26 protein-coding genes and 1 pseudogene are annotated in these 26,628 nt (G+C 33.5%); 5 read left to right on the top strand and 22 right to left on the bottom strand.

What is annotated here, in order from left to right; translation table 11 throughout:
* Positions 1-569 precede the first annotated feature (569 nt).
* The 13 genes and pseudogenes from KQI88_RS15865 to KQI88_RS15805 form a co-directional block, all read right to left on the bottom strand.
* Complete coding sequence (locus KQI88_RS15865; protein ID WP_330656253.1) at positions 570-1,061, bottom strand: hypothetical protein; 492 nt, start codon at positions 1,059-1,061, stop codon at positions 570-572.
* A 2-nt stretch (positions 1,062-1,063) separates the two neighbouring features.
* Positions 1,064-2,326 carry an SNF2-related protein gene (locus tag KQI88_RS15860; protein WP_216419191.1) on the bottom strand — a complete coding sequence of 421 codons (1,263 nt, stop codon included), beginning with the start codon at positions 2,324-2,326 and terminating at the stop codon, positions 1,064-1,066.
* A gap of 117 nt (positions 2,327-2,443) precedes the next feature.
* Entirely contained in the window at positions 2,444-2,725 is a 282-nt protein-coding gene (locus tag KQI88_RS15855) for a PDDEXK family nuclease (RefSeq protein WP_216418987.1), read from the bottom strand.
* Positions 2,726-3,028: 303 nt separating this feature from the next.
* A complete protein-coding gene (locus tag KQI88_RS15850; RefSeq protein WP_216418985.1) occupies positions 3,029-5,353 on the bottom strand; it encodes a virulence-associated E family protein in 2,325 nt (774 codons plus the stop codon).
* Between the two features lie 32 nt (positions 5,354-5,385).
* Entirely contained in the window at positions 5,386-5,679 is a 294-nt protein-coding gene (locus KQI88_RS15845) for a nucleoside triphosphate pyrophosphohydrolase family protein (RefSeq protein ID WP_216418983.1), read from the bottom strand.
* Positions 5,680-5,758: 79 nt separating this feature from the next.
* Positions 5,759-7,720: a DNA polymerase gene (locus KQI88_RS15840; protein ID WP_216418981.1), complete on the bottom strand. Its 1,962-nt coding sequence runs from the start codon at positions 7,718-7,720 to the stop codon at positions 5,759-5,761.
* Positions 7,721-7,771: 51 nt separating this feature from the next.
* Positions 7,772-8,367, bottom strand: a pseudogene (locus KQI88_RS15835) (DUF2815 family protein).
* Positions 8,368-9,549, bottom strand: a complete 1,182-nt coding sequence (locus tag KQI88_RS15830; RefSeq protein WP_216418980.1) for a DUF2800 domain-containing protein — start codon at positions 9,547-9,549, stop codon at positions 8,368-8,370. It abuts the pseudogene before it with no gap.
* Positions 9,549-9,950 carry a hypothetical protein gene (locus KQI88_RS15825; protein WP_216418978.1) on the bottom strand — a complete coding sequence of 134 codons (402 nt, stop codon included), beginning with the start codon at positions 9,948-9,950 and terminating at the stop codon, positions 9,549-9,551. The genes KQI88_RS15830 and KQI88_RS15825 overlap by 1 nt, the downstream gene beginning before the upstream one ends.
* Positions 9,951-10,130 (bottom strand): hypothetical protein, encoded by a 180-nt coding sequence (locus KQI88_RS15820; protein ID WP_216418976.1) that lies wholly within the window; start codon positions 10,128-10,130, stop codon positions 9,951-9,953.
* A gap of 323 nt (positions 10,131-10,453) precedes the next feature.
* Positions 10,454-10,606: a hypothetical protein gene (locus tag KQI88_RS15815; RefSeq protein ID WP_216418974.1), complete on the bottom strand. Its 153-nt coding sequence runs from the start codon at positions 10,604-10,606 to the stop codon at positions 10,454-10,456.
* Between the two features lie 143 nt (positions 10,607-10,749).
* Entirely contained in the window at positions 10,750-10,947 is a 198-nt protein-coding gene (locus tag KQI88_RS15810; RefSeq protein ID WP_216418973.1) for a hypothetical protein, read from the bottom strand.
* 132 nt (positions 10,948-11,079) lie between these two features.
* Positions 11,080-11,268 carry a helix-turn-helix transcriptional regulator gene (locus KQI88_RS15805; RefSeq protein WP_216418971.1) on the bottom strand — a complete coding sequence of 63 codons (189 nt, stop codon included), beginning with the start codon at positions 11,266-11,268 and terminating at the stop codon, positions 11,080-11,082.
* A 158-nt stretch (positions 11,269-11,426) separates the two neighbouring features.
* Here KQI88_RS15805 and KQI88_RS15800 point away from each other — a divergent pair, with 158 nt between their 5' ends.
* From KQI88_RS15800 to KQI88_RS15780, 5 genes are all read left to right on the top strand, one after another.
* The gene (locus KQI88_RS15800) at positions 11,427-12,032 is read left to right on the top strand and encodes a helix-turn-helix domain-containing protein (protein ID WP_216418969.1); all 606 of its coding nucleotides are present in this window, start codon (positions 11,427-11,429) and stop codon (positions 12,030-12,032) included.
* 16 nt (positions 12,033-12,048) lie between these two features.
* Positions 12,049-12,501 (top strand): ImmA/IrrE family metallo-endopeptidase, encoded by a 453-nt coding sequence (locus KQI88_RS15795; RefSeq protein WP_216418967.1) that lies wholly within the window; start codon positions 12,049-12,051, stop codon positions 12,499-12,501.
* Between the two features lie 39 nt (positions 12,502-12,540).
* Positions 12,541-14,124: a recombinase family protein gene (locus tag KQI88_RS15790; protein WP_216418965.1), complete on the top strand. Its 1,584-nt coding sequence runs from the start codon at positions 12,541-12,543 to the stop codon at positions 14,122-14,124.
* A gap of 275 nt (positions 14,125-14,399) precedes the next feature.
* Complete coding sequence (locus tag KQI88_RS15785; protein WP_216418964.1) at positions 14,400-15,458, top strand: hypothetical protein; 1,059 nt, start codon at positions 14,400-14,402, stop codon at positions 15,456-15,458.
* On the top strand, positions 15,436-15,846 hold the full coding sequence (locus KQI88_RS15780; RefSeq protein ID WP_216418962.1) for a coiled-coil domain-containing protein: 411 nt from the start codon (positions 15,436-15,438) through the stop codon (positions 15,844-15,846). The genes KQI88_RS15785 and KQI88_RS15780 overlap by 23 nt, the downstream gene beginning before the upstream one ends.
* A 94-nt stretch (positions 15,847-15,940) precedes the next feature.
* On the opposite strand, the gene KQI88_RS15775 is transcribed toward KQI88_RS15780, so the two are convergent.
* The 9 genes from KQI88_RS15775 to KQI88_RS15735 all read right to left on the bottom strand — a co-directional run bounded on the left by KQI88_RS15775 (position 15,941) and on the right by KQI88_RS15735 (position 26,470).
* Positions 15,941-17,023, bottom strand: a complete 1,083-nt coding sequence (locus tag KQI88_RS15775; RefSeq protein ID WP_216418960.1) for a hypothetical protein — start codon at positions 17,021-17,023, stop codon at positions 15,941-15,943.
* 184 nt (positions 17,024-17,207) lie between these two features.
* Complete coding sequence (gene orr, locus KQI88_RS15770; protein WP_216418957.1) at positions 17,208-18,275, bottom strand: ornithine racemase Orr; 1,068 nt, start codon at positions 18,273-18,275, stop codon at positions 17,208-17,210.
* Positions 18,276-18,285: 10 nt separating this feature from the next.
* A complete protein-coding gene (locus KQI88_RS15765; RefSeq protein WP_216418955.1) occupies positions 18,286-19,644 on the bottom strand; it encodes a GlmL-related ornithine degradation protein in 1,359 nt (452 codons plus the stop codon).
* Positions 19,634-21,841, bottom strand: coding sequence for a D-ornithine 4,5-aminomutase subunit OraE (gene oraE, locus KQI88_RS15760; protein WP_216418954.1), 2,208 nt, complete (start codon positions 21,839-21,841; stop codon positions 19,634-19,636). The genes KQI88_RS15765 and oraE overlap by 11 nt, the downstream gene beginning before the upstream one ends.
* Complete coding sequence (locus KQI88_RS15755) at positions 21,841-22,206, bottom strand: ornithine aminomutase subunit alpha (RefSeq protein ID WP_216418952.1); 366 nt, start codon at positions 22,204-22,206, stop codon at positions 21,841-21,843. The genes oraE and KQI88_RS15755 overlap by 1 nt, the downstream gene beginning before the upstream one ends.
* 25 nt (positions 22,207-22,231) lie before the next feature.
* Positions 22,232-23,656, bottom strand: a complete 1,425-nt coding sequence (gene ortB, locus KQI88_RS15750; protein ID WP_216418950.1) for a 2-amino-4-oxopentanoate thiolase subunit OrtB — start codon at positions 23,654-23,656, stop codon at positions 22,232-22,234.
* Entirely contained in the window at positions 23,649-23,957 is a 309-nt protein-coding gene (ortA, locus tag KQI88_RS15745) for a 2-amino-4-oxopentanoate thiolase subunit OrtA (RefSeq protein ID WP_216418948.1), read from the bottom strand. Before ortA ends, ortB begins: the two co-directional genes overlap by 8 nt.
* Before the next feature lie 10 nt (positions 23,958-23,967).
* Positions 23,968-25,014 carry a 2,4-diaminopentanoate dehydrogenase gene (gene ord / locus KQI88_RS15740; protein ID WP_216418946.1) on the bottom strand — a complete coding sequence of 349 codons (1,047 nt, stop codon included), beginning with the start codon at positions 25,012-25,014 and terminating at the stop codon, positions 23,968-23,970.
* Positions 25,015-25,237: 223 nt separating this feature from the next.
* Positions 25,238-26,470, bottom strand: coding sequence for a serine hydroxymethyltransferase (locus KQI88_RS15735; RefSeq protein WP_216418944.1), 1,233 nt, complete (start codon positions 26,468-26,470; stop codon positions 25,238-25,240).
* Between the last annotated feature and the right edge of the window lie 158 nt (positions 26,471-26,628).

Below are 26,628 nucleotides of genomic sequence, written 5' to 3'. Positions count from 1 at the left end.
TCACTTAAATGACAAGTACACAATTATAAAATTTTTACAAATATATATCATTATGGTATATTTGTAAATACTTTATATATACTATGGTAATGCAAGTAAAACTTTTTGTCCATAGCAAAAACAGACTGATTATGTCGAATATGATATTTTTTACCATATGGTGATTGTTAGATAGTAGTTCGTCCCACCTTAAATGTTGTTTTATGCTCTCTTATTAGCCTTAATTTTGAGTAATAAAAAACCCCACTGAGCGAGTCCCAGTGAGGTTAAATAAAGGGGAGGAAACATTTTCTTTCTAAGTTATAATTTTCTATAATGCCATTATACTAGGTTTGACTTACATTTTAGTTACTTTTTGATGTCTTTTTGATTACATTTTGATTACTTTTTATGCAATCATAATGAAATAACATTATCAAACATAAAAACCCTAGCAGGATTTCGCACCTAATAGGGTTTTCTAATAATCTTGAAAGGAGGTTCTCTCGTAATCATGGCTGCTTTATATAGTTTTCCTTAGTACCATATTAACACATTTACCTTAGTATAAAAATAGCATCTTTTTAGCACTATTTTAGCATCTGCTTTAATCCATCAATCCCAAATAAATAAATACTAAGTTGATTAACCATTTGATTTACCCATCTTCCAGGTGTACCTAAACCACAATGCAATTCCTCTTGAATTTGTTCGTAAGTTTTACCTTGAAAATAAAACATTTCTAATGCTCGATACTTTTCAACAGTACCTAATTTTATCTGTTTCTGCTTTAATTTCTCTAACGATACATCAATATGTGCTAACATAATTAATGTTTTTACTTTTGACTGTTTAATACTTAAAATATATAGGTCGTCCTCGTTTAACTCATGGATATCTATATCACATTCCATTTGATTTATATTGTCTACAGCGTCTAGTATATGCTCTTGTAAATCATTGTAATGCCTAAGTAGCAATCTAGTATTATGGTAAACTTGTTTTTTCTCTTGCTTTTGATTCTCTATCTTAAATTCTTTTATAGCTTCTTTTACTAATTTAGTCATTTCTGAATTTTTCACCTTTATGCCCCCTTTTTAAGTTTCTCTATTCTAGCTTTTACTGCTACCATTAATGCATCTTGTCCTGATGCTTTTCGATCTAGTGCTGCTACTGCTTCTTCGTCCATAGTTCCTTCAGCTACCAATCTCATAATAAATATACGGTGTTTCTGTCCTTGTCTGTGTACTCTTGCATTAGCTTGTTGATCTTCTTCTAAGCTCCATATCTGATCGTACCATACTACTGTCTGGCAGCTAGATTCTTGAAGATTTAGCCCATGGCCGGCTGATTTTGGATGAAGTAGTAGAATTGGGATCTCGTCATTATTCCAAGTCCTAATATCTTCGTTCCCATCTTTGCCTTTTCTCAGTATTCTAGCTTTCGGAAAACGTTCTTGAATCCGTGATAAACTATGTTTGAAATTATAAAATACCATTACCGGTTTTCCATTGGCAGCCTCTATAATATCTTCCAACGCATCAAGTTTTGCGTCGTGGATTAGCTTCACGCCTCTCTCTTCGTCATATACAGCTCCACTGGCCATTTGAAGTAATTTATTAGATAGTACTGCTGCTGTAGAAGCTACTACGTCTGCGTCCTGGAATGGAAGCAGCAACTCTTTTTCAAGTTTTTTATATTGCTCTTTTGCTTTATCATTTAATTTAACATGCACTGTATGGTCTATCCTCTCTGGAAGGTCAAGCCAATCTTCAGCTTTCATAGATACCGCTATATCTGAAATAGCTTCGTAGATTCGCTGCTCTGATTCTTGTTTCTGTTTCCACTTGTAAACTACGTAGCCGTCTCTTTCTCCTGGTACAAAATATCGATCCCTATAGCTTGTAATTGTTTTGCCTAATCTTTCACCCTGGTCTAACAGGTATATTTGTGGCCATAAGTCTATAAGCCCATTTGGTGCCGGTGTTCCTGTAAGTCCGATTACTCTTTTCATCATTGGCCTAACTCGTCGAAGTGCTCTAAATCGCTTTGACTGATGATTTTTAAAACTTGAAAGTTCATCGATTACTACTGTATCGAAGGGCCACTCACTGCCATATTCACTGACAAGCCATTCTACATTTTCCCTATTTATCACGTATATATCAGCTTCAGCTTTTAAGGCTTTTCTTCTGGTTGTAGCACTTCCCAAAACCTTACTAATCTTTAAATGTTTAAGATGATCCCATTTCTCTACTTCTCTGGCCCAAGTATCATCTGCCACTCTTAATGGTGCAATTACTAATACCTTAGAAGCATCAAAATAATCGTTAAGTAAAAGGTCTATGGCTGTTAGAGTACTTACGGTTTTGTCAACCTAAGCCCATTTCCAGCAACAAGGCTATGTAATTTGTATCCAGGATACGCTGTGTGGCGTATTCCTGGTATTGGTGTGGAATGAACTTCATTTTGGCATCACCTCCTGAATAAAACTTTTTACGCCTTCAAGGCTATCTATAACAAAGACTTTATGCCCTCTATTTCTTAGTTCTTTATGACGTTTTAACTGTAATGGTTCTGGTTTAGCTCCTGGTCGTTTTAGTTCTACGTATATCGTTTGTCCGTCTGGAAGTATCACAATCCTATCCGGCACTCCTGACGTACCAGGTGAAACAAATTTCCATGCTAGTCCACCTATAGCTTTAACTCTATTTACTAACTCTTTTTCAATTCTAGATTCTCGCATTTTTATTCTTACCTCACAATTTAAATTTGTGCTAATGTTCCTCACACGCATGCGTATTAAGATTATTTCTATTTAGCATACACTAGCATACAAATTACTTTTTTTATATTCCCTATGCTATTTACTATTTATCTTTAATAGTAATTTTACTAACACATTAAACACAACAGCACTATATACTTTGGTATTACTACACATGGTCTGTGTTTAACCATATGCCATTTACTGCTACATGTACTGCAACATTAAACACAGCGGTGTGTTTGATGTGTTAGACGTGTGCTAGTAAAAATTCTCTTTCTGCTACACTCTTTCAAATACATTTTGCGCTCCATAACCAGGTATTCTCGCTCTAGTTTTACGTTCTTTCCATCCTGGAATTCTACGTAGAATATCACTGATTTCTCTTGCTTCCCAAGGTCTAATAGAACTCGTTTTATTGTGAAGACACTCGGCCCATACTTGAGATGCACATACTCTAGTTCTTAATTGCCCTGTACTTTGGCCCATATCGTCTTCTATTGGAGTTTCTAGCCATTCTTGTATCAATCCTACCCTAGGATCATCTTCCATATGCAATCCTTGTATTTTAGCTGCTTCCTTGTCTACCTCAGGGGATAAAATTAGGCTTTCTCCAGCTTTATATGCCTCTAAAGTTTCCGCCCACATCTGGCCAATATCGTATTCTGTTAAATCTTCAAAAATACTTTTCGTCCTTTTTGCAGGATCAACATTTACGGGCCAAAACCTACGATTCCCTGTAGGGTCCTTTAAGAAGTTCCAGTTGTTTGTAGTTCCAAAGAAAACGCATTTTCTAGGAAAATCTGTAACCACCCGGTCATAGGCAACTCTATATTTATCAGATCTTTTTGTAATAAACTGTTTAATCTCATCAACTTCTGTTTTTGTCATTCCTGCTAATTCACCAAATTCAAAAATCCAAGCTGACTGTAAATGCTCTCCAGCATCTTTAGTATCAAAGGTTTTTAGAGAATCACTGAACCAATTCCTTGCTAACATTTGAATAATTGTACTTTTACCGCAGCCTTGTGGCCCAACTAGTACCATCATATAGTCAAACTTACAACCAGGCTCATATAATCTTTTAACAGCTGCTACAAACATTTTTCTAGTAACTTCTCTTATATAAAGAGAATCTTCAGCTCCTAGATAATCTATAAATAAAGACTCTAATCTTGAAATTCCGTCCCACTGCTGAGCTTCTAAATAATCAATAATTGGATGAAATTTATTCATGTGCGCTACTTCTGTAAAAGCATTTTTTATCGTACTACTTGATTTAAATTCATAGTTTTTACCAAAATAGTGTTCCATTCTCCTATCGTCTGCTCCAAGCCAAGGCTCATAATCCTCATAAGGCCTTTCCCTCTTTCGCCAGGGCAAATCGTCTCTTATAACCTCTGTGTTACCAAAGGCATCATAAGCTAATACCCCTTTAAAAGGGCCATGACTTAAAATTATTTCTGCATTCTTTGAAGTAGACAAAGGTAGACCCGTTTTCTCATTTACTTTAAGTTTACTTATCCAATCGTCTTCCTCTTCTTCATCAGTTTCAATATCAGCAAAGTCCTCAGATAACTCTGATAATCTATTCCGCTTTACTTTTCCATCGCTAGATGCAAAAGCTAACATAGCTACATAACTAGGTAGTTTAGTAATATTAGTTTTCTCACTAGCTTTATCATCCAATTTACCAAACTTATGAAGCCTAACTAAATCGAATGAATTTACCTCCCTACCTCCACAGGGATCACTCTCATGGTGACTATAGGCAAAAGTATCTTCATCGTAAATAACTAATCCTCCGTGGCTACTAGCGCCTACATAGGTATATCTATTTAAACTATCATCTACAGGCTCATATATACCTGGGAGAAACTTCTCTATTGCCTCACTAATGGAATAACATCTACAAAATGCCCCTACTACTCCATTTTTAGCTCTAGGATCTTCCATGCGTTTAGATGTTTGTCTTTGTACTTTATCGCTTTCATGTCGTGGCCACGATAATGGATCTTGCCAATCATCATACTCTCCTAAAATACTATCTACTTCTAAATAATCTCCTTCTGATATCTCAAGTAAAGGCTCCGCATCTTTACTACAGCTTGGTAAATACATAAGCCTGTGAACATCAAAAGTAGTTTTATCGAAGTACTCCATACTTATATTTTCTGCTACCTTTCTACTAACTGCAGCATACTCGTCAGGACTCATAGCACGATCTGTAGGTATAATCAGTCTGTATTTAGGCTTATCAGATCTATGGCTGTGGGTGGAGTAGACAGCATAAGCTGACCCTCCTAGCACCAATTCTACAGCGAATAGGAAATCTTCGTCAGCGTGATCTGCATCAAGTGTTATCAGGCTTCGTGTATCTATATTTTCTTTTTTCCTTCTACCGCCTCGTACTAATCCACCTACAAATGCAGGCCCATCTTTTATTTTCCCTCTACCAATATTGTGCATCTTATCGTATTGAGCCATAGTTTCATTAGTCCTACGTACTTTTCGTAGAAGTTCTATAAATTCATCCCATGTTAGGTATTGGGGTTTCCAGTTAGTATCTGCCCGATGTTTTCCAAAGCTTATATCTAATTCTTGCATATATACTCACCTCTTTTCGACTCCTAGCAGCACTAATCTTCGTTTATATAGAGCCATTTCTTAAATTTCCAGCCTCTAGAGTGTAATTTTTCAATGTGTTTCATTGCTGATAATCTAACAATTCCAGGTCTATCTGTATCAAGCTTGTCTAAAATCCCAATACAAACTTGAATTAAATCTAATGTTTCTTCTATAACATCTTCAAACCGTATACTATCTTCTTTAAGGAATGCACAAAGCAACTCATTATATTCTTCTGTTAATTTCAAAACGTGTTCTGACCATCTATCATTCTTTTCTAGTACTGGCAATTTTATATCGTGCATTTTAAAGCCTCCTTTCCATATAGGCAGGCACACCCCCTTGAGATAGCGTGTCTGCCACTTGGGTAATTCATTATAAATTTTAATCTTTCTGATAAAAATCACACTCAAACCCTGCTGCTTTAAGTGGTAATGCTTTAGCCCAATCTATTTCTTGTCCCATAATAGCAGTCACGTGTTCAACAGAACCAGTACCTATAGGTACATCAAGTACTACCTCGTCATGTACATGCATTACTATCTTATATCCTTCCTTATCTAGCCTAGTTAAGCTCTCTGCTAAACAGTCCCTAGCTATTGCTTGGATAAGGTTCTCCACTAGTCGGCCGCCATAAGTACGGTTTGCAGACCACTTTTTCTTTGTTTGTTCCATACCATCGAATACAATTCCGTCTTTATTAAATTTGGAGTCATATTTTAATCTTGGGTTAACATAGGCTAAACTTCTCCCACTAGGTAAATCTGCAAATAAAATCCCCGCTTCAAATCTATATTGAACCCCATGTGCTAACTTCACTGTGGTTTTACTTTGTATTGCCTCAATAGCAGCATTTTCAGCAGCATACCACAATTTAACGATGTTTGGATTGGCATTACGCCATTGCTTAATTATGCCTGGTAAATCTTCTTCAGGTATACCACTTTTCAATGCCCCCATGGCTATTAATGCTGGCGGTCCGCCTGAATAACCACAGGCTAATGTAGCTACTTTTCCTTTAGCACGTAGAGAATAATTTTCATGTCCTTTTACAATAGTTTCAATAGGTACCTTAAACATTTGTGCAGCTGTAGCCTCATAGATTTTTCCATGACCTTTAAATACATCTAACACCCATTTTTCATCAGCCAACCATGCAATAACACGAGCCTCTATTGCACTAAAATCTGATACTATGAACCTACACCCGTCTGATGGAATTAAAGCAGTCCTGATAAGCTGTGAAAGAATAAAGAGTGGTGATCCATACATCATTTCCAATAAATCAAAATCTCCATTACGCAAAGTTTCTCTGGCTATTTCTAAATCTTCAATTTTATTCTGAGGTAGGTTTTGTGGTTGAAAAATACGCCCAGCCCATCTCCAAGTACGATTAGCACCACAAAATTGAAATACACCTTTTATTCGACTATCTTCACATACACTCCGCTCCATAGCATTATATTTACTTACACTTGTTTTTCCCATTTCTCTTCTAAGTTCCAACATTTTCTTTACTTCCTCATTAGGTGCTTGATCCAATAAGCTAGGTACAATATCTTTTCCTAAACCTTCAGGAGTTTCCAATCCCTGAATCGCTAGCCAATTCTTAAGTTGAGTGTCACTATTTGGATTATCTAGCCCTGTCAATTCTTTAGCTTCTTGTATTAGTAGACTCTTATACTGTTCGTCACATGCAATTGCTTGTTTAACTAATACAGGGTCAAGCCTAACGCCTAAATCATTTATCTTTTGGTCCAATGCCCAAAGATTCCACTCGTGTTTTGGTACTGGAAATCTCTCTAATTTACATCTAATTTCTCTTTCTACCACAACGTCCTGAAGATTATACTCTATGTACTGTTGCCATTTCTCAGGATCATGGTGTGGGTAGTTCCTAGTTCTTTTTCCGTTAGTCTTAGTTGGTTTACAAGGCACAGAAAAATATTTAATTAAGTTTTTACCTCGCATATCCTTTTGAGCATCAAGTTTTAATACTTTTGCTACATCAGATAGATTCCCAGGTAATCCTAAAGTTAATGCCCATACAGATGTACATTGCCATTGTGATGGATCGCATTTAATTCCAAAATGCTTAGAAATACAAGTCCGTTCAAAGTTTGCATTATATGCTGTTTTAATAACATCAGGATTTACTAGGTCAGATAACACACGATCCGGTAAATCTTCAAATGCAGTTAAATCTACTACCTTTACAGGTTCATCATCATAGGCATAGCCAAACAGCAATATCTCAAAGTCCGGTGCCTCTACGTATCTATAAACTCCACTTTTAATAAGATCTACACTAGAATACGTCTCTAAGTCTATTTGCAAGACAGTCATACTTTTTCCCCCCTTTGAAAAATCAAGGGGCTAAATGCCCCTTACAATTACTTAACTCATAAAATCATCATCGTCTCCGTAATCATCATCTAAATCAAAATCTTCATCTGCAAACTCATCGTTTACATTAGATCTACCACCTAAGAACTCTCCGTCTTGAACTTTAACTACATTGTTAAGCCTGCAGCTATACCCCTATTTCCTTTTGCATCAAATGGATAGAAATTAATCGATACCTTTGCATAGCAACCACTATATACTTCTGTACTGTCTGTGATTTCCTGAAATTTAGTTTTACCATCTGCACCTTTTCCGATTGGCTTTGCGATACCAGGTTTATTTCTTGAAGTAGCATTTAAGAAATAATGACCTGCATAAGCGTCATCTTCAGGTTTTTCTTCGTCTCCGTCCCTTAAAGGTGTTTTGCAGTTAGCAGGGATTTTACCTCCCCATTTACCTTTTCCGATTTCTTTAGCTGCATCAACTGCTGCTTTAATTTTTCTTAAAGTTTCTTTATCACTTTTTGGTATTAGAATAGCTGTGCTATATTTCTCATCTCCACCATCAATAGATTGTGGCTGAAAAATGTTTGTATAAGAAAGTCTCACCTTTCCTGTAATTACTTTAGTTGTGTTGTTATCTGCCATTTATATCTCCTCCATATCAATATTTTCAAAATCTTGTTCTATACTATTTAATTCAGGTCTTTTATCTGTTTCAGGCACCAATGTAGGTTTGCCTGGTGGTTTTATAATCAGATTACCCATAACAGTGCTAAAATTCTTTTTACCTACTAATTTTTCTAAATCACCTAAGCTAAGTAAGTCTTGAGGTTTTAGATATTGTTCTTCCTTGTATCCAGATTCTTTAAGAATTTCTTTAGCAGCTTCCTTATCTGTAAGACTGCGATTACTTCTACCCTCAACTAACTTCCATTGTGGGATTTTCTCACCATTTAAGGCTTGATTATGGGCATAATCTTCTACGTCTTTAGCCCAAGCTTTTAGTTGTTCAGCGATAAAAAGAATAGAGCCTATTTCCTCGCTTGAAAGTAGCGCTGGGTCTTTAAATTCATATTCTAGAGCCTTCATATTCTCCTCAGATCTTGCCCTACAATTACCTTTTACTTTACACCAACGACAATGGCTACCTGCTTTATATTCACCTTCACCATTAAAAGCTAACTCAGCAGCTGGAACTACAACTGTATCTGCCCAAGTTAAAAGGTTATCTACAGTAATACTGTCACTACTAATATTGTCTAGTCTAGGCTGCATAATAGTCATTCTAATCTCTTGTATATCGTATAAGTAGTTATAGTTAGCCCAGGCACCGAGTCCATATAGTCTAATCTGAGGGTTATCTACTGCACTAACAGGAACACCTTTACCATACTTTAAATCTATAACTTCTAGGATTCCATCGGATATTATAACTACGTCTCCTGTGCCATAGCCTTCTGGCACCCATTCGCTAAAATCTAATCTCTCCTCTAATAACACTACTGCATCTTCTGATCTAGATTTAGCTTCCATAAATCGCTCTTCAACAAATTCCACATACTCTTGAATGGAGTTCTCCATTTCAGTATTATAAAAGCTATTCTTGTGGACCTTTTTAAGTTCTGCATCAAGCCTTTTTCTCTCTTTGGAATCACAGATTGTAATACTTCTACTAAGCTTAATCTCTGCTAGTTCATGGGCTACTGTCCCTTCCTCTGCATATTCACTTTTAGTATCCGGTATAGACTCCTGTAGTCTTGCACTAGGTGGACAGTTAATCCACTGATCTGCTTTTGAAGCTCCTAGAAGAGCATGTCCACCTGCCATTATAGGGCCTCTAAATCTGCCATAAATGCTGCTCGCACTTCTTCAGGAACATTAGATATTGATTTACTATCATATTTATCAAGTAAAGCTTTTATTGCTTTTTTACCTTCTGCCGTCTTTCCTTTTTCCTGGGCCTTAGCTCTAAGGTCTACTACTGTTGGTATGTCAGCCATATCAGTATCTGAAATTTCTACTCCTGCTTCTTCTGCTAACTCTTCTATTTTAGGTTTTGTTTCCTCTGCTTTAGATTCTTTAACTTCTGTTTTAGTAGCTTTAGCCTCTGGTGTTTCTCTCTTAATTGGTAATTCTATTGCTTTTCCTCCTAAGGAACTAGCTAAGACTTCAATTGCTTTTGCTAAATCTGTTAAAGCTGGAATATTGATATTTACAGTAATATTCATTTATTTATCCTCCTTTAATTCTTCTACAGTAATAGTAATTGAACACACTAGTTCTATTGCAAAAGCTTGTAAACATTTCTCATGAACGATATGACCACCATCACAAAGTTTTACTTGCTCACCTTTATATATTTCCTTACTACAATGATCGCAATATGTAACAACTATTTTATCTTCCACTGTTTAAAACCTCGCTTTCTGTGTTATAATAAAATCGAATAGTTTTTTATGTGCCCCTACTTGGTTGCCGCCAATGGGGCTTTTTCTATCCCTAAATATATTTTTCTTGCTAATAAATACAATCTAAAATCCTTAATATTACCACTAAAAGCTGCTACTCTCAAACCTTTCACCTCCTTTAATTTGTCTTATAATCACTCTTACTCTTTCCTCTGCTGCTTTCATCTCATGATAAGCTACAGCTTCATACTCTTTACTAGCTAACCCTTACATAGATTGCTTTACTTTTAAATCTTCTAATGCTTGGTTGTACTCTTCTATCACTAACTACACCTCCATTCTGCTATAGCTACTAATCTACCTGGACTAATGCCATCATCTTTATGTCTATGTAACGGCAATATTACTGCCCTTGGTACATTCTTAAATTTCCTAGGCCTGTACACTTTTCTAGCGTTTTTCTTTCGTCTAGGCATCTGGTGTCAACCTTTCAGCACCCATAACTAAGATGCTAAATATATGCTTCCTAGCCTCCATTCCATCAGTACGGATCAAAGTGCACACTTGTCCTCTTTTCCTGCGGGATAATTTAAACATATTTAGCCCCCCTAACTAGATATCAATTTTTATAATTATCCTCTTCGTCAATTTTTAGAAATTTCTTAATTTCCTCAATAGATTTACCTTCATCAATCATGTTTTGCACGTGCTGTGTAACTATCTCACTCACTACTTTAGTTGCTCTTTGTCTTGCTTGTAATCGTTGTTCCTCCGTTAACTCTTCCCAAGGAACTCCCCCTACTGTGAACTTTGTCATACTAACACCCCCATGTTTTAATTTATGATTTTTAAAGAATGTCCTATTACTGTTGTTCAGTAATCTATTTATCAATATGTACATGCTCTAGAATAAATTTCCCAGGAAAAAACACATCTGGTCCGGTACTATCTATTTCATTTTAAAAAGCTCATCAATACTACAATTTAAAATTTTTGCTAGTTCTTGTAATTTACTGCTTCTAGGTAGTGATTCTCCGGTTTCCCACATACTAACAGTAGATCTTGATATATTTAGTTTTAAAGCTAAATCTTCTTGAGTTAAGTTAGACTGTATTCTTAAAGCTTTAATGTTATTCATCTTGACTCTCAACTCCCTTCATGTCATATTTCTTGACTTAATTGTAATGTATTTTATTATTAATGTCAAGATAATAAACATATATTTTTTACAATTCTATTGCATGTCAACTTTTTTGACAATATAATAAATATATAGATACTATAAGGAGGTCAATCATGGAAAACCTAAAATTATTGAGAACAGAAAAAAAAGTAACTCAAAAAGAAGTAGCAGATTATTTAGGCGTTGCCCGTACTACATATACACAGTATGAGACAGGGGCAAGCGAACCTGATATAAACACAATTATTAAAATTGCAAACTATTTTGGAGTATCGTCAGATACCCTTTTGGGAATAGAAAATAACGAAATAGGCTCAGCTATAAAAGAAGAAAGAGAAAAACAAGGACTTAGTGTAAAAGATCTTGCTGAAAGTTTAGGAGTAACGTTAAAGGACGTTCTAGAATATGAAACAAATGGTATACCAGATGATGATAGATTAGAAGAAAAAATAGCCGAGGCATTTAACATGGACTCATTTGTTGAATTTTTAGATATTTATAATTTATATAATGAGGTTATCCCATCACACTTTGATGGTGACATCAAAGCATACGAAGATTTTAAAAAAGCATTAGCAAAAGACCAAGAGGACGATTCAAACACAAGACATGTAATAGATACTGTAGCAGCACACTTAGAAGGAAAGAACCTAACCCCTAAGAAAGTAAAATTACTTGAACAATATATAGATGCGCTATTTGATGAAGATGACGATTAGAGGAGGCCTAAGGGGGATGACATACGAAAGATTAATGATAGAATCAGAATATGAAGTGAAAATTAAAGAGAAATCACTAGAATATGGATTTAAAGGGCTGTATAAGAATGGGAAAGTAATAATTGATAGAAATTTAAAGGTAGCTGAAAAAACGTGCATTCTGGCCGAAGAGCTTGGCCACCATTACACAACTATTGGTAATATAATCGATCAGACTAAAATAGAAAATAGAAAACAAGAACTGAAAGCAAGACGTTGGGCAGTAGATAAATTAATTAGAGTTGAGCAATTTATAGATGCCTTTAAAGCTGGTGTTAGGAATCGTCACGAATTAGCTGAATTTTTAGAAGTGACGGAAGAATTTATCGACATGGCAATTGACCATTTTAAAGGTATTTACGGTCTATGCCACACAATAGATAATTACATAGTTTATTTCGAACCTTTAATTGTTTTAGAGAAGTTTTAGTAAGCCCCAAGGGGCTTTTTTAGTATAAGGGGGTATTTTATGATAGTAGCAATTTATTCAAGAAAATCTAAATTTACAGGTACAGGTGAATCTGTAGAAAATCAGATCACCGTTTGCAAAGAGTACATAAACAATCATTTTCCTAACTCTGAGATACTTGTATATGAAGATGAAGGGTTCTCAGGTGGAGATACTGATAGACCACAATTTCAAAAACTAATCAAAGATGCTGAAAATAGTAAGTTCAACTTGCTTATATGCTACAGATTAGATCGTATAAGCAGAAATATATCTGACTTTGCTAATACAATAGAAATGTTAGAAGAAAAAAATATATCTTTTGTATCCGTTAGGGAACAATTTGATACATCAACACCAATGGGTAGAGCTATGTTATATATTGCATCTGTATTCGCACAATTAGAACGTGAAACCATCGCAGAAAGAATCAAGGATAATATGTACCAATTAGCACGCACTGGAAGATGGTTAGGAGGCAATTCTCCTACTGGATTTGATTCAGAGCCTATTGTATATATTGATGAACATATGAAAGAAAGAAAAATGTATACTCTAAAAGCAATCCCTGGAGAACTTGAAATTGTAAAACACGTATTTGAAAAATACTTAGAATTACAATCCCTTGCTAAAGTTGAAGCATATTCATTCCAAGAAGATCTCATGAGTAAAAATGGAAAATATTTAGGTAAAACTGCTCTTAAATTCCTTCTAACAAACCCTGTTTATGCTAAAGGAGATAAATATATGTATGATTATTTTGAGAGCTTAGAAGCTAATATAGCCACTTCCAAAGATAAGTGGAACGGTACTAAAGGTATAATGGCATATAATAAAAGGTTGATTAAAAAAAATCGCCATATAAGAAATAAAGACCACTCCGAATGGATTGTATCTTTAGGAAAACATAAAGGAATTATCGATGGTAAGGATTGGATTAAAGTGCAAAAGTTAATGGAGAAGAATAGAGAAAAAGCACCAAGAAACGGAACTTCCAGAAGTGCTATGCTTTCCGGAATATTAAAGTGCGGTTTTTGTGGTTCTCCTATGCATATTAAATATGGACGGACTAATAAAGATACTGGTGAGAAGCTTTACTATTACACTTGTAGTTTGAAACAAATTTCCAAAAGGTCAAAGTGCCAATGCAAAAATCTCAACGGAGAAAAAACAGATGAACAGATTATTGATGATTTAAAAAATATTATAGATAACGGACTACTACAGTCAATAGATAAACAGAAAAAACAACTATCTAATAGAAAATCACAAAGCAAGACTATAGAAAAGCAAATAGAAAAGAATCAAAGATCAATAGACAACTTAGTTAAGCAGCTATCTGAAAATGAAAGTAGTACAATTACAAAATATATTATAGCTGAAATGGAAAAGTTAGAAAAAGAAAACAATAAACTGAAAACAGAACTTGAAAAGGATACTACTGCTGCTGATACTCTTAATCTTGAGATATTTAGAGATTCATTAATACATTTCAGAAACACTATTGATGATGTACCATACGATTTAAGAAAAAATATGATAAAAGCAATTGTGAATGAAATTGTATGGGATGGGAATAGCTTTGCTATTGATCTATTGCAGTAGCATTTTTGTATAGCAAGCATCATCTATCTGTAATACGCCATTGTTTAAATCTTCATTGTTTGCCATTATCTTCACTCCTTTTACTTATTATTCATAAGAACAAATAAAACATTTAAATTCCTACTTAATGTACAATATGAAGGAGGATTAATTTAGGTGCTAGTAAACAGTAATTTTTATTGTAATTTAGCATATATTTTAATGAAAAAGTCTTTATATATGTGTTATTTTGTCTTTCATACTATTGAAATAAAAATTTTAAAGGAAGTGATATTATGGCTTTTATACCAGGTTATGAATTTATAATTAAAAATAAACTTGGAATAATTTTTGATTTTTATTTAAATGAACAAAAGCATATTGAATATATAGTGTCTGATAATAAAGGTAAGTGGAAAGAAAAATATGTAGTTATTACAGAATTAACCGAGAATTTTTATGTAGAGATAGATGATAAAGATAATATACATATTATTAGCTTCCATAGTAATGGTAATTTATATTACAGTCAATATAATAATAAACAGTGGCAAAATCATTTAATTGCACAATATCCAGTATCAGAGCAAGTAATTTTGTATCCAACGATTAAGTATGTAAATAATCAAATTCATATATTTTATTATTTACTATATACAAGTGAAAAGAATAAAGCATATTTGCTTCATCTAAGCTTTGATAATAAAAATTATAAAACTAACCATATTACTACAGTATATTCACACTCCTATCTTAATCCTTTTAAAATTTTTAGCAAAGATGACGAAATCCTTATATTATATGGATCTGTAGTGAATGGTGTCGACCAAATATTTATAACTAAACTAAATATTTCAACTGGGAAGTTAGATAATTCTATAAGTCTTTCACATTCTAAAGATAAAAAAATATATATAGACGGATTATTAGATAATAATAAAACCTTGCATATTATTTGGAGTAAATATGACGAAGAACATTTAGTTGTTCAATATCTAAACATAGATACAAATAAATTAGATATTAAATCAGAGGACTTGAATCCTATTTCATTATCAAATCAATCAAGTTGCTCATTTCCAACATTAGTTTATTATAAAGAAATCTTATGGGCTATTTGGACAGAGGTGGGTAAAATAGTTTCCTGTTATTCCATTGATATGGGGAAAAATTGGTCTGAGTCTTTTATCCATGAAGATAGTAGAAAACTTAATTTTAAGCGTTATCGATATATATCAAATTCCAGTAATGATCTAGAAAGTATATTATGCGATGTTGTTTTTGGAAGTCTATATCCAAATATAAAGTTTTTAGGATTTGGAGGTGAGACTGATGATGACATACCAACAAGTTAATAGTACATTTCTACCTAAATCTAAAGATGAACAACCATATTTAAATAAGCAGGTGGCTCTAGAAGCTAACTTGATAACTTCGAAAGAAAATGAAGAATTATTATCAAAAATTGATGAATATAAAAATAAAGTAAGTGAATTAGAAAAAAAAATAGAATCAAAAACACAAGAAATTCATTCTTATAATAATCTTATTGTTAACCTTGAAGAGGAAATTAAGGATCTTAAGGATAAAAAAAATAAAAGTGATTGTACTCAGATAGAAACACTAAATAATAATATAATAAAGATCCAAGAAGAAAATATTAAATTACAAGAAGAGCTTACCGCACAAAGAGAGCACACTCAGCTACTTTATGTTCTAATGATGATACTAGTTATCATATAGAAAAATCCTTGCTAATATTTAAAATGTTTTCGAGTAAAAAGATGAAAAATTAACCTATTTCTACCTTTACGGTTAATTTTTCATCTTTATTGTTTTAACTATTATTTTTTCTTAACCAATTTAATGTATCTAATACATCATCCTCATTATAAATAGATGAATTTTTATTAAGAGTTCTTGGAATCACAACTATAGATCTGGTATATTTATCTATATTTTCGGAAATAATTAATTCTAAGACGGATAAAACTTTATGTATATATTTATCATCATACAAATATTTAGGCCTAACAAATAATGTAAAGCAATTGTACATAGTTTTATTAAAACTTTTATCTTCTCTAACATATATAAATTCTATTTCTTCTTCATCCTCATAAATAGCTCTATGCACTTCTATCATTTCTTTTTTTGATTGCCATTGGCTAATCATTGATTTTAAAGGTTCTGTTCTGCATATAGGTAAAAAGTCCCCTAAATCTTCAATATCCGTGGCCTCTGTTTTTAAATTACAAATACTAACTTCAGCTTTATCAGTTTCTACTTTAATTTTTATTATATCTGTAGATGTAAAAAGTAAAAATCCTAAATCATTTAATTGATTATAGGTAACATTAGAATTTTCAAGCAAAATATCTATACTATAACACTGGCTCTGTCTTCCAATTGATTGAACAAAATTTACAATATATTTAAGATTACCTATACTTTGATACTCTCTATATAAACTTAAAGCATAAATAAATATATATCTACCATATGGAGCATCTTCTTCACTAATATTTAGACCCATATATCCTAAAATGCGTTTTCCATCTGTAATTAAATAGAAATTTTCCTCATCATACAAATCTCTACTCTTATAATACTCAATTATTCTACTAAATTCTTTTGATAAAGCTTTATTATATTTTCTCAAAGGAAGTAGTAGTACTTTGTTAAATAAGTTACTGTTTTCTTTATGATAAGTATTTGAAGTTTCTAGATCAGTAAGTATTTTCTGAAGTGGTTTTTTTACTTTTTCTTCAATATAATTATGGTTCTGCCTTATGTTATGGTAATCTTGTTCAATAAGCATTGATATATAGCTTTGTAAGTCCATATCATAATTAATCGACTCTCTTTTCAGCCTTTCATAAGTTTCATCTTTTACTTGAATCTCTATATTTTTTATCATACTCTCCCCCCTTTCTACAATAGTATTTAAAAATAATTACTTTTATTACATAAAAGTCGTCTGAGACTATCGCACCTGAAATATTTCTAAACTACTACTTCTTTTAAAGTCTTAAACTATACTTTGAATAAACAAATAAAAAAAACATAAGGATATCACTTAGATATACTTATGTTTTTTTATTTTAATAGGAAATTATATTTTTATGAATATACTCACTTGTCATTAAGGATAGAAGTGCTCCATACCCAATGTTAAAGGTTATTTCATCTCCAACCTTATAGCTGATATTACAATCAGTAATATCAATAATTAAGTGATCACTACTTGCCCCTATTACTTCAATTTTTTCATCTACAGGTTCAATGCTATTGCTTCCTATATCTTGTCTTCCTATTGCTAAAATAGCTCTTTTCCTTATACCTTTATCTTCAAAAATAGGTGTATTTCCAAATGCGTCCATACCTATTTCCCCTATTGGCATAGATGGCTTGTTTTTAATTTCTATGATCTCTGCCACTAATCTAAAAGCATCATTATACGTATTAGTAATAAAATTACCATAGGCACTTTCTCTACCTAATAATAAGGATTCTCCTAAGCGCAAATTATTAATTCTTTCGGGTATTCTATCTTCTTCCAATAAGTAAATACTGCTAGAATTACCTCCACTAATAATCTCAAGAGTGGTATCTAACACTCGCTCGATAGTTTCCCCATATTCAACAAGTTTTCCTAAATTAGTTTTATTAGGGATAACTCCACCATAGCAAGTTAAGTTAGATCCTATACCTACAACTTTAATGTTTTTAAGATCTTTTAATATCAATAAAGCGCTCTCAAGTTCTTTATTATCAAAAAAACCTTCTCTTAAATCACCTAAATCTACCATTAGAATGATTTTATGCACTTTATTTAGTTTTTCAGTAGCATCATTTAGAGCTATAATTGTTTCAATCTCAGAGTTCAAACTAATATCTGCGTATTCAGCTGTTTCTTTTGCTTGACTAATCATAGGTAGTCTAAGCATTATTTTTTCCACAGGTATGTTGTTTAGCTTTTTTAAATTCTCTATTCGTGAATCCGCTAAATATTTTGCACCGCCATCTATAAATACTTGGGCAATTTCTGGTATACCACAAAATGCCTTTGTAACTGCCGCAATTTGAATCCCTTTTTCTTTACACATATCAGAAATTACTTTTGTATTATGTTTAAGCTTATTTAAAGATATATCTATCCTTGGATTCATATAATCACTCCTATTTAATATCCATACTTTGCTTCATTAAGCAAAGAGCTGCACCTGGATATCGTTTTGAAAGCACACCTAAGGAGGCCATAATATAATGGTTATCTATAAAAATGTCAACCTCTTCTTTGGGTAATAACAGTTGAGAACTGTTTCTTCTAATAGCTTCTTTTAATATGTTTATTCCATTTGGTAATCGGGTTAAAGCACCACCAGTTCCTACAACACACCTTACATTTGAAAGATCTTTTCCCTCTGCTACAGTGGTTTTTCCACCTGGTCCATATAAGTTTCTCAGCTTTCCTACATGTCTTTCTAGCGCAACTAATACCGCTTCTAAAGTTAATCTTTCAACAAATTTAATTTCATCAGCCGTTCTAGGAATGGGTTTTTTATCTATTACTAGTTTTTCTATATCAATTCCTAATTCTTTAGATAGCTTATCTTTTCCAATCTTTTCTACAATATTGGCCATATTTACGTAAACTCCTAGATCACCTTCAACCGTTCTTTTGGCAATTGGTTCTGGACTAAGCAAAATACGGTTTATTTCCTCGCTTCCCTCAGTTACGGAGTGTAGATCTGTAGTAGCACCGCCAACATCAAAAGTAATTGAGTCCCCTAAGTTTTCTTTAAACAGCATAGATGCTTCCATTACTGCCCCTGGAGTCGGAATTATAGGTCCTGTTATCATACTTCTTACCTTCTGCATTCCAGGTGCATGAACAATATGCTCCTCAAATACATCTTGTATGGCCCTTCTTGTAGGTTCAATATTCAATTGATCAATTTTAGGATATACATTTTCAACTATATACAACTTATTTTTTTTATCTGAAAAAATTTCTTTTATCTCTTCTTGATTTTCTATATTGCCTGCATATATTACTGGCACATCCAAATCTAGATCTGCAATTAATTCTGCATTATAAAGAGCTGTATCTCTTTCTCCGTAATCTACGCCACCAGCAATTAGAATAATATTTGGGTTAACTTCTTTTATTTTTTTTAGATCCGTTCTTTTTAACTTTCCTCCGGTGACCAAATGAATATTAGCACCTGCACCTAATGCAGCTTCCCTTGCAGCACGAACAGTCATGTCATAAACTAATCCATGGACAGTCATCTTTAATCCGCCAGCTGCACTGCTAGTAGCTAACATTTCATCATATTCAATATTATCTACATTTAAGTTTTTTCTTAAGTCTTCAATGGCTTCCTGAAGACCAATATTAACATCTCCTTCTAAAACTGAAGTTGGAGCTTGACCCTGCCCAACAAACCTTGGACAGGGTGTATTTATATTTTCAAATCCATTAACAACAGTAGTAGTACTACCTATTTCAGCTACTAATACATTAATCTTCATTTTCCATCTCACTTCTTTTCTTTACCAAGAATGTAGCAACATGAATGCCTTTTGAACCCCTTCCAAATCCAGCATCTACACCTTGTTTTACAGCAAGCTCTGGAGTAACTTGAGTACCCCCACAAAGTATCATTATTCTATCACGGATTCCTTTTTCTATGCATAGTTCATGAATACGTCTCATGTTTTTATAGTGAATTTCATCATGACTAATTATAGTTGAAGCTAAAATGGCATCTGCATTTAATTCTATAGCAGCATCTACTAGTTTTTCAATTGGGACAGAAGTTCCAAGATATTCACATTCAATACCATATTTTTCGATACCACCATGTTTAATATCTATTATTTCTCTAAGCCCTACAGAGTGCTCATCTTCCCCTACTGTTCCTGCAACTATTTTCATAGGTTTCTTTTCTATATTTTCTCTTATTTGTTCATCTGACATAATTTCTGGCTCTGGAGGAATAACTAAAGAAGCTGTATCAATAGTAAATGGTACTCTACCCTTTAGTTCTATCCTTGTTCCTTCTGCTGGATGCATAACCTCTTTATGAATAACTTCTACATCTTCAAGTCCCATTTTTTTAGCCATTTCAATAGCAGCAAACTCAGCAACTCTTCTAGTAGTAGGCATAAATAGGTTCATCATAATATAGCCATCCCCTGCCCACTCTACTTCTGGTTTAATTTCAGTTGTCTCTCTTAATGCTTTAATTTCTTCTAATCTAACATTAACATTGTCTGTCTCATCCAGTTCATCTATATATACAATTTTTTCAGGTACTTCTAAGGTACTTCCACCTATTAATTTAGATGGATCTTCTTTATCTCCACTGTATTGCTCCACATTATTATATCCAAAGTGAGCTGTAACTGGAGCAAAGTAATCTTCATCTCTTTCAAATACTGTACCAGCACCAACTCCTCCATCGATCTTTCTAGCTATTCCATCTCCATTTCTCTCTGGATATTGACCAGAATCTACGAAGAAGCCTTCTTCAACAGCTTTAAAGAATCCACCTACTTCTAATACTTCTTCCATAAATAGAACTGCTCTTTCCTTTAGCTCCCTAACTTTATCTCGTAAGAAACCTTCATCTTTTAATTCAATCATTTCCATTAGTCCATCCATACCAACTAATGCTTGTTTAGCCGTATCTATTGCTTCCATATTGTAAATATGCCATGGAACATTTCTACCTTCATCAGGAGTGATTGTAGATTGAATTTCAGCTCTTGTAAGTCTTGAAATTAAAAGGTTAAGTACATGGGTTACTGTAGCTTCTCTTGTAGAAGATTCCATATACTTTGTATTCATTTGAGCTCTCATTTTATAATCTTTAAATACTTCCCTTAATGCAACAGCATAAGGTAGGTCTAATTTTAAACAGTTTGCTGGAGGTGCAGTAGGTGGTACTGTAGATAGACAAATATTTTCTTTTTTCATTCCTACCTTTGCAGAGTACATAGAGTTTAATGCGTGTTGAACCATTAACTCTGGCATAACCTTCCAAGCTTCTCTTGCTGTAGCGTTAGCATTGTGAGCGCCGTCAATTTGTGCAATATCGGCCCAAACCATTAACCTCTTAGCTTCAGCAGCATCAACAAAAGATCTTATCATGTTAACATTTCTGTAAAGCACGTTGTATTGAGGGTCCTGGTGAGCACCATTTACTCCTTCTTCTGCAAACATAACAGCAATTTCAGGTCCCGCTACACCACTAATATATGAATGATAATTAATCGGTCTTCCAACTTCTTCTTCAATAAAATCCAATGCCTTTCTTTGAGCTCTAACTTGTTTTCTAGTAATTGGAATACCACCAATACCTTGAGGTGTTCCTTCAACTAATCCATCGAAGTGACTTTGTCCGGCAGTTCTAATTACCATTATATGATCTGCTCCATGCCAAGCCGCCATTCTCATTCTTCTTATATCGTCTTCAAATCTTCCTGAAGCAATTTCAGTTGTAATAACATTATTTGGTTGAGGATCTATATCTCCAAAGTATTTTGCTGATGGAAGGGGAATACTGTTTTTTAATGGAGTAGATGCATCATTGAATGTGAAAGGACCCATTTTTAAATCTTTTTCTTTTTTTCTCCAAACCCATCCACGTCTTTTAGGTGTATATTTATCTAAATCTTTAAGTATATTTTTAACATCTAATTTTTCATTTGGCTTTAACTCCATTATTTATCCCCTCCTTTAAAAAGATTAACAGCATCATCCCAGTACTTACCTTCTGCTAAAGCAAGACCAGCTTCTCTTACATCTATATTTTTATCTTTTGCTACTTTATATACAACATGTCCTGCACCTTTTCCCATTAGTCCTCTGTCTATAACTCCTTCAACAATAGCTTTGGCTTCTATACTTGAAAATCCCATTCTTAGTAAAACAGATCTTTCAATTGATGGGGATGTGTTCTTTGTAGCAAGGTCGATTAATGGATCTACTATTTGTTCTGCTAACTGCCAAAATTTTTGCTCTAGTTGTTCATCTGTTAAATCTTTTAAATGTGCACTACGCACCTTAAAATCATCAGCTCTTTTCATTAATTATTGCACCTCCAAAATTTAACTACTCTTTTATATTTACTCCAAGATTATTAAGTGTCTTTTCTACAAACTCTTTGGAAGCCTTACAATCTTCCATAATGAATTTAACATCTTCACCGCTAATTTCTTTAACTTGCTTTTGATCTATACAATTTCTAATATAAGAAGTTCTTAGTTTATTTAAATCAATTTCATTAGCTTTAATTTGTGATGGATGAGATGGTAAAATTATATTCTTACCTTGTACCTCATCTTGTGGGTTGCCAAAGAAAATCTCTATTCCATTTTCTCTTGCAAATGATAATTGTGGCTGAATATGTTTTCCAGCTCCAGTATATTCAGTTTCTTGTACTACAATAATTTGATCTTCTTTTAGCTCTTGGGCTAGACTAAATGCAGCGGCTAAAGAAGTGTTACCTGCTGGCCCTCTCTCGAGTCCCTCTAATTGTGCTAATGCTTCTGTCATGTAGAATACTTCTCCTTGGTTTACAAGAACGTATCTATCCATATATCTTAAAGGTCTTGCAGCAGAACGAGGAACATCAGAACGATCCGGCCATGTTGAAAAAGGTATTCCAAAGCCTGTATGACCAGTTGTAAAAGATTTTTTATTAAATAACTGATCACTGGCCATATGAAGCCCTTTCAAATTAACACTAGCTCCCACTACTTGTGTTTTTTCAGCTCCTGCCTTTATTAATCCTCTTGCAGTACCAGTTAAGTTTCCGCCCCCAGCGTTAGTACAAACTACCACATCAGGGTCACGTCCTTCTCTTTCTCTAAACTGCATTGCTAGTTCATATCCTAAAGTTTCTACTCCTGCAATTCCAAAAGGAGTGTATAATGATGCATTAAAATAACCTGTTTCTTCAAGCAGTTTTAAGAATGTATAAAAAAGTTCTGGACCTACAGTCAGCTGTACTACTTCTGCTCCATATGCTTCACATTTTCTTGCTTTTTCAATAATTTCAGGTTGCCCTTTCCCGGTGCTATCATAACACTCTTGAACTATAATACATTTTAAGCCATGCATTGCAGCTTGACTTGCAACTGCAGCACCATAATTACCGCTGGTTGCCGCGATTACACCCTTGTATCCTAATTTTTTAGCATGATATACAGCATTAGCTGCTCTTCTAGCTTTAAAGCTACCTGAAGGATTAGAAGCTTCATCTTTAATAAAAATTCTTGCACCATTTCCTTTAGGAGCAAATTTTCTAGCAAGAGCTGTTAAATTTTTAAGTTCTAGTAAAGGGGTATTACCTACTCCAGTGCTTCCTTGAATCTCTTGCATCTCTTCAAGAGTATATCCTGTCTCTTTCATCATTTTCTCATAATCAAAGGCTATTCCGCCAGATTCAAAAGTAGCATAATCTATCCCTACAGATTTTTTCATAATTTCACTACGTCTCGACATAACTGCTTCGTAACTCATATCTTTATTCATTATCTGCACCTCCCCAAAGTACTTCTTTTAATTGGAGTCCAATTTGCAGAATTTCAGGTACAAACTTCCCAAAATCATGGTCATAGTGTGGATTTACTTCTATTAAAGTACCTTTAACGTAACGACCTGTTATAGTTTTAATTTCTACTGTTTTTCCTATTTCTCCATCTTCCATTAAAAAACCCTTGGTCCACATTTCTAGTGGTACTTCTTTTGTATCTTCAGGTAAGTTTGTTGCTCTATCATTAGGCATAAGAACAATATAGTGTATTCTTACCCAAGCTCCTTTTTTTACTACCATAAAAAAACTCCTACCTTTCTATAATATCTCTCATGTCACCCATTATAGCTCTTGGAACAGGTAAATCTAACATTGTTTTGAGTCCAGGTCTTGCATTGATTACATGCGGAATCATATTTACGCACATAGATATAGTACCAATACCACCAGGAATTTCTGGTTTAATTTCCATAGATATATTAGGTGTACCTTTAATCCAAATATAATCTCCTGTTTCTAGGTTTTCTTTTTCAGGTAAAATTTGTTGTGGATGCTCCATTTCAATTTTCATCTCTCCATCAACATAAGCATATCCACATTGGCGGCATCCTGCTACATTTCCTGGCTCTACCTTTGCATAAGGTGTTTCACGGTAAACATTTGATACTATAGCTTCCCTTGTTTGATCGATTTTTTCTACTTCCCAACCAATACCATCAGCTACCATTCTAATAGATTCTGGAAAACCAACATGACCAGCTACTTTGCCGTTTTTTACACCTTCTTCAAAGTCCTTAACTGTTAAACCAACACCTTGCTCTACCATTACGGCATGCCCAAACGGAGATAAGTCGTTTACTCTAGCTGCTTTAATATGTTCAACATTTTCACATGTTCCCGTTAATGCCAAAATCAATAAGTCTAATACAAATCCAGGATTAATACCAGTACCTAAAACTGTTACTCCATTTTCCTTAGCAATTCTATCTAGTTCTTTGGCAAGCTCTGGTTCTTGTGCCTCAGGATATGCCATTTCTTCTGCTGTAGATATTACATTAATTTTATTTTCTAGAATAAATTTTATTTTATCGAAAGCACCTCTTGTAAAAGAGTCAGTTGCAAGTAATGCAACATCGGCTTTTGTATTTTTAACTATTTCCTCAATATTATCTTTAATAATTACAGGCTTATCCCCTTCACTTTTAACACCGATCACTTCATACATATCTTTTCCTACTCTATGTTCAGCTTTATCGCATACTCCTACAATTTCTACACCTTTTTTATTTACTAACATTTTAGCCATACCACTACCCATTGCTCCAAAACCCCAAATTATTACTTTGATATTTTCCAAAATGATCCCTCCATTTTTCGAATTATTAGTCAACTTTAAATATATGCAAAATACGAGCCAATTTTAAATAAAAAACATCAATCTGCATTTTTCAACAGTCTTGCAGTATATTTATTTTATTTTTATAACATGATCTTTAAAAAAGCGCAAATATTCTTGCAGTACATGCAAATATATTTGCGCTTAGTTATATAATAAGTCTAAGTATTAATTTTTTTAAAATTTACTCGTATAATTTAAATCTTTGGCAAAGATTTTTTACCATTTGAGAAACTTCGTCTATTTTTTCTGGATTGTCTATAATAGTACCTATAATGTCTGCAATAGTTGCCATATCTTCTTCTTTCATTCCTCTTGTAGTAACAGCAGGAGTTCCAATACGAACACCACTTGTTACAAATGGACTTTGAGGATCGTACGGTATAGTATTTTTATTAACTGTAACACCTACTTCGTCTAATAACTTTTCAGCATCTTTACCAGTAATATTTTTATTTCTTAAGTCAAGCAATAGTAAATGATTATCTGTACCACCAGATACAAGATTAAATCCTCTCTTCATCAACTCTTCTGCAAGTTTATTAGCATTTTTAATGACTTGTTGTTGATATTCGTTAAACTCTGGAGATAATGCCTCTTTAAAAGCAACGGCTTTGGCAGCTATAACATGCATTAGTGGACCACCTTGTAACCCTGGGAAAATTGCTTTATCAATCATCTTAGCATGTTCCTCTTTACATAAAATAGCTCCGCCTCTTGGGCCTCTTAAAGTTTTATGTGTAGTTGTAGTAACAAAATCCGCGTATTCACAAGGATTTTCATGTAATCCAGCAGCAACTAAACCTGCAATATGAGCCATATCTACCATTAGATATGCTCCTACTTCATCAGCAATCTCTCTAAATTTCTTAAAATCAATCTTTCTAGGATATGCACTAGCGCCAGCCACAATAAGTTTTGGCTTAATTTCATTAGCAATTCTTCTTACCTCATCATAATTAATTAAATGAGTTTTTTCATCAACTCCGTAATCAACGAAGTTATAATATGTACCAGAAATATTAACTGGACTACCATGAGTTAAGTGTCCACCATGGGATAGATTCATACCTAAAACTGTATCACCAGGTTTTAGTATAGCAAAATATACACCGATATTGGCATTAGCTCCTGAATGAGGTTGTACGTTAGCATGATCAGCATTAAATAGTTTTTTTAGTCTATCTCTTGCTAAATCTTCAGCAACGTCTACTTCTTCACAACCACCATAGTATCTTTTTGCTGGATATCCTTCAGCATATTTATTTGTTAATTGGCTTCCCATAGCTTCCATTACTGCTTCTGTAACAAAGTTCTCTGATGCAATTAATTCTATGTTATTTCTTTGTCTTTGTGTTTCTTTTTGAATTACCTCATAAATTTCTGGATCACTGACCTTTAACATGTTAAAATTCATTAGTCCTTCTCCTTTCGTTTTTGAAATATTCTTAATTTCACTTTCTATTATAGTTTTTTTACATATATTTTACAAGATATTCTAATACTTAATTTACTCTATATATTTTACTATTATATACTACCCTTTTTCACAATAATTAATAATCTTTTATTTAT

It is taken from the genome of Alkaliphilus flagellatus (assembly GCF_018919215.1).
In the GTDB taxonomy this organism is placed as follows: domain Bacteria; phylum Bacillota; class Clostridia; order Peptostreptococcales; family Natronincolaceae; genus Alkaliphilus_B; species Alkaliphilus_B flagellatus.
Note: the sequence above shows the minus strand (reverse complement) of the source record. Positions and strands in the feature narration are given on the sequence as shown.

Bases quoted from the DNA above. Each gene is read 5' to 3' on its own strand.
- KQI88_RS15790 (WP_216418965.1), top strand. From the start codon at position 12,541: ATGATAGTAGCAATTTATTCAAGAAAATCTAAATTTACAGGTACAGGT.
- KQI88_RS15785 (WP_216418964.1), top strand. From the start codon at position 14,400: ATGGCTTTTATACCAGGTTATGAATTTATAATTAAAAATAAACTTGGA.
- KQI88_RS15800 (WP_216418969.1), top strand. From the start codon at position 11,427: ATGGAAAACCTAAAATTATTGAGAACAGAAAAAAAAGTAACTCAAAAA.
- oraE (WP_216418954.1), bottom strand. From the start codon at position 21,841: ATGGAGTTAAAGCCAAATGAAAAATTAGATGTTAAAAATATACTTAAA.
- KQI88_RS15825 (WP_216418978.1), bottom strand. From the start codon at position 9,950: ATGAATATTACTGTAAATATCAATATTCCAGCTTTAACAGATTTAGCA.
- orr (WP_216418957.1), bottom strand. From the start codon at position 18,275: ATGAATCCAAGGATAGATATATCTTTAAATAAGCTTAAACATAATACA.
- KQI88_RS15830 (WP_216418980.1), bottom strand. From the start codon at position 9,549: ATGGCAGGTGGACATGCTCTTCTAGGAGCTTCAAAAGCAGATCAGTGG.
- KQI88_RS15810 (WP_216418973.1), bottom strand. From the start codon at position 10,947: ATGACAAAGTTCACAGTAGGGGGAGTTCCTTGGGAAGAGTTAACGGAG.
- KQI88_RS15765 (WP_216418955.1), bottom strand. From the start codon at position 19,644: ATGAAGATTAATGTATTAGTAGCTGAAATAGGTAGTACTACTACTGTT.
- KQI88_RS15805 (WP_216418971.1), bottom strand. From the start codon at position 11,268: ATGAATAACATTAAAGCTTTAAGAATACAGTCTAACTTAACTCAAGAA.
- KQI88_RS15780 (WP_216418962.1), top strand. From the start codon at position 15,436: ATGATGACATACCAACAAGTTAATAGTACATTTCTACCTAAATCTAAA.
- KQI88_RS15755 (WP_216418952.1), bottom strand. From the start codon at position 22,206: ATGAAAAGAGCTGATGATTTTAAGGTGCGTAGTGCACATTTAAAAGAT.
- KQI88_RS15850 (WP_216418985.1), bottom strand. From the start codon at position 5,353: ATGCAAGAATTAGATATAAGCTTTGGAAAACATCGGGCAGATACTAAC.
- ortB (WP_216418950.1), bottom strand. From the start codon at position 23,656: ATGAATAAAGATATGAGTTACGAAGCAGTTATGTCGAGACGTAGTGAA.
- KQI88_RS15815 (WP_216418974.1), bottom strand. From the start codon at position 10,606: ATGCCTAGACGAAAGAAAAACGCTAGAAAAGTGTACAGGCCTAGGAAA.
- KQI88_RS15840 (WP_216418981.1), bottom strand. From the start codon at position 7,720: ATGACTGTCTTGCAAATAGACTTAGAGACGTATTCTAGTGTAGATCTT.
- ortA (WP_216418948.1), bottom strand. From the start codon at position 23,957: ATGGTAGTAAAAAAAGGAGCTTGGGTAAGAATACACTATATTGTTCTT.
- KQI88_RS15795 (WP_216418967.1), top strand. From the start codon at position 12,049: ATGACATACGAAAGATTAATGATAGAATCAGAATATGAAGTGAAAATT.
- KQI88_RS15775 (WP_216418960.1), bottom strand. From the start codon at position 17,023: ATGATAAAAAATATAGAGATTCAAGTAAAAGATGAAACTTATGAAAGG.
- KQI88_RS15845 (WP_216418983.1), bottom strand. From the start codon at position 5,679: ATGCACGATATAAAATTGCCAGTACTAGAAAAGAATGATAGATGGTCA.
- KQI88_RS15855 (WP_216418987.1), bottom strand. From the start codon at position 2,725: ATGCGAGAATCTAGAATTGAAAAAGAGTTAGTAAATAGAGTTAAAGCT.
- KQI88_RS15735 (WP_216418944.1), bottom strand. From the start codon at position 26,470: ATGAATTTTAACATGTTAAAGGTCAGTGATCCAGAAATTTATGAGGTA.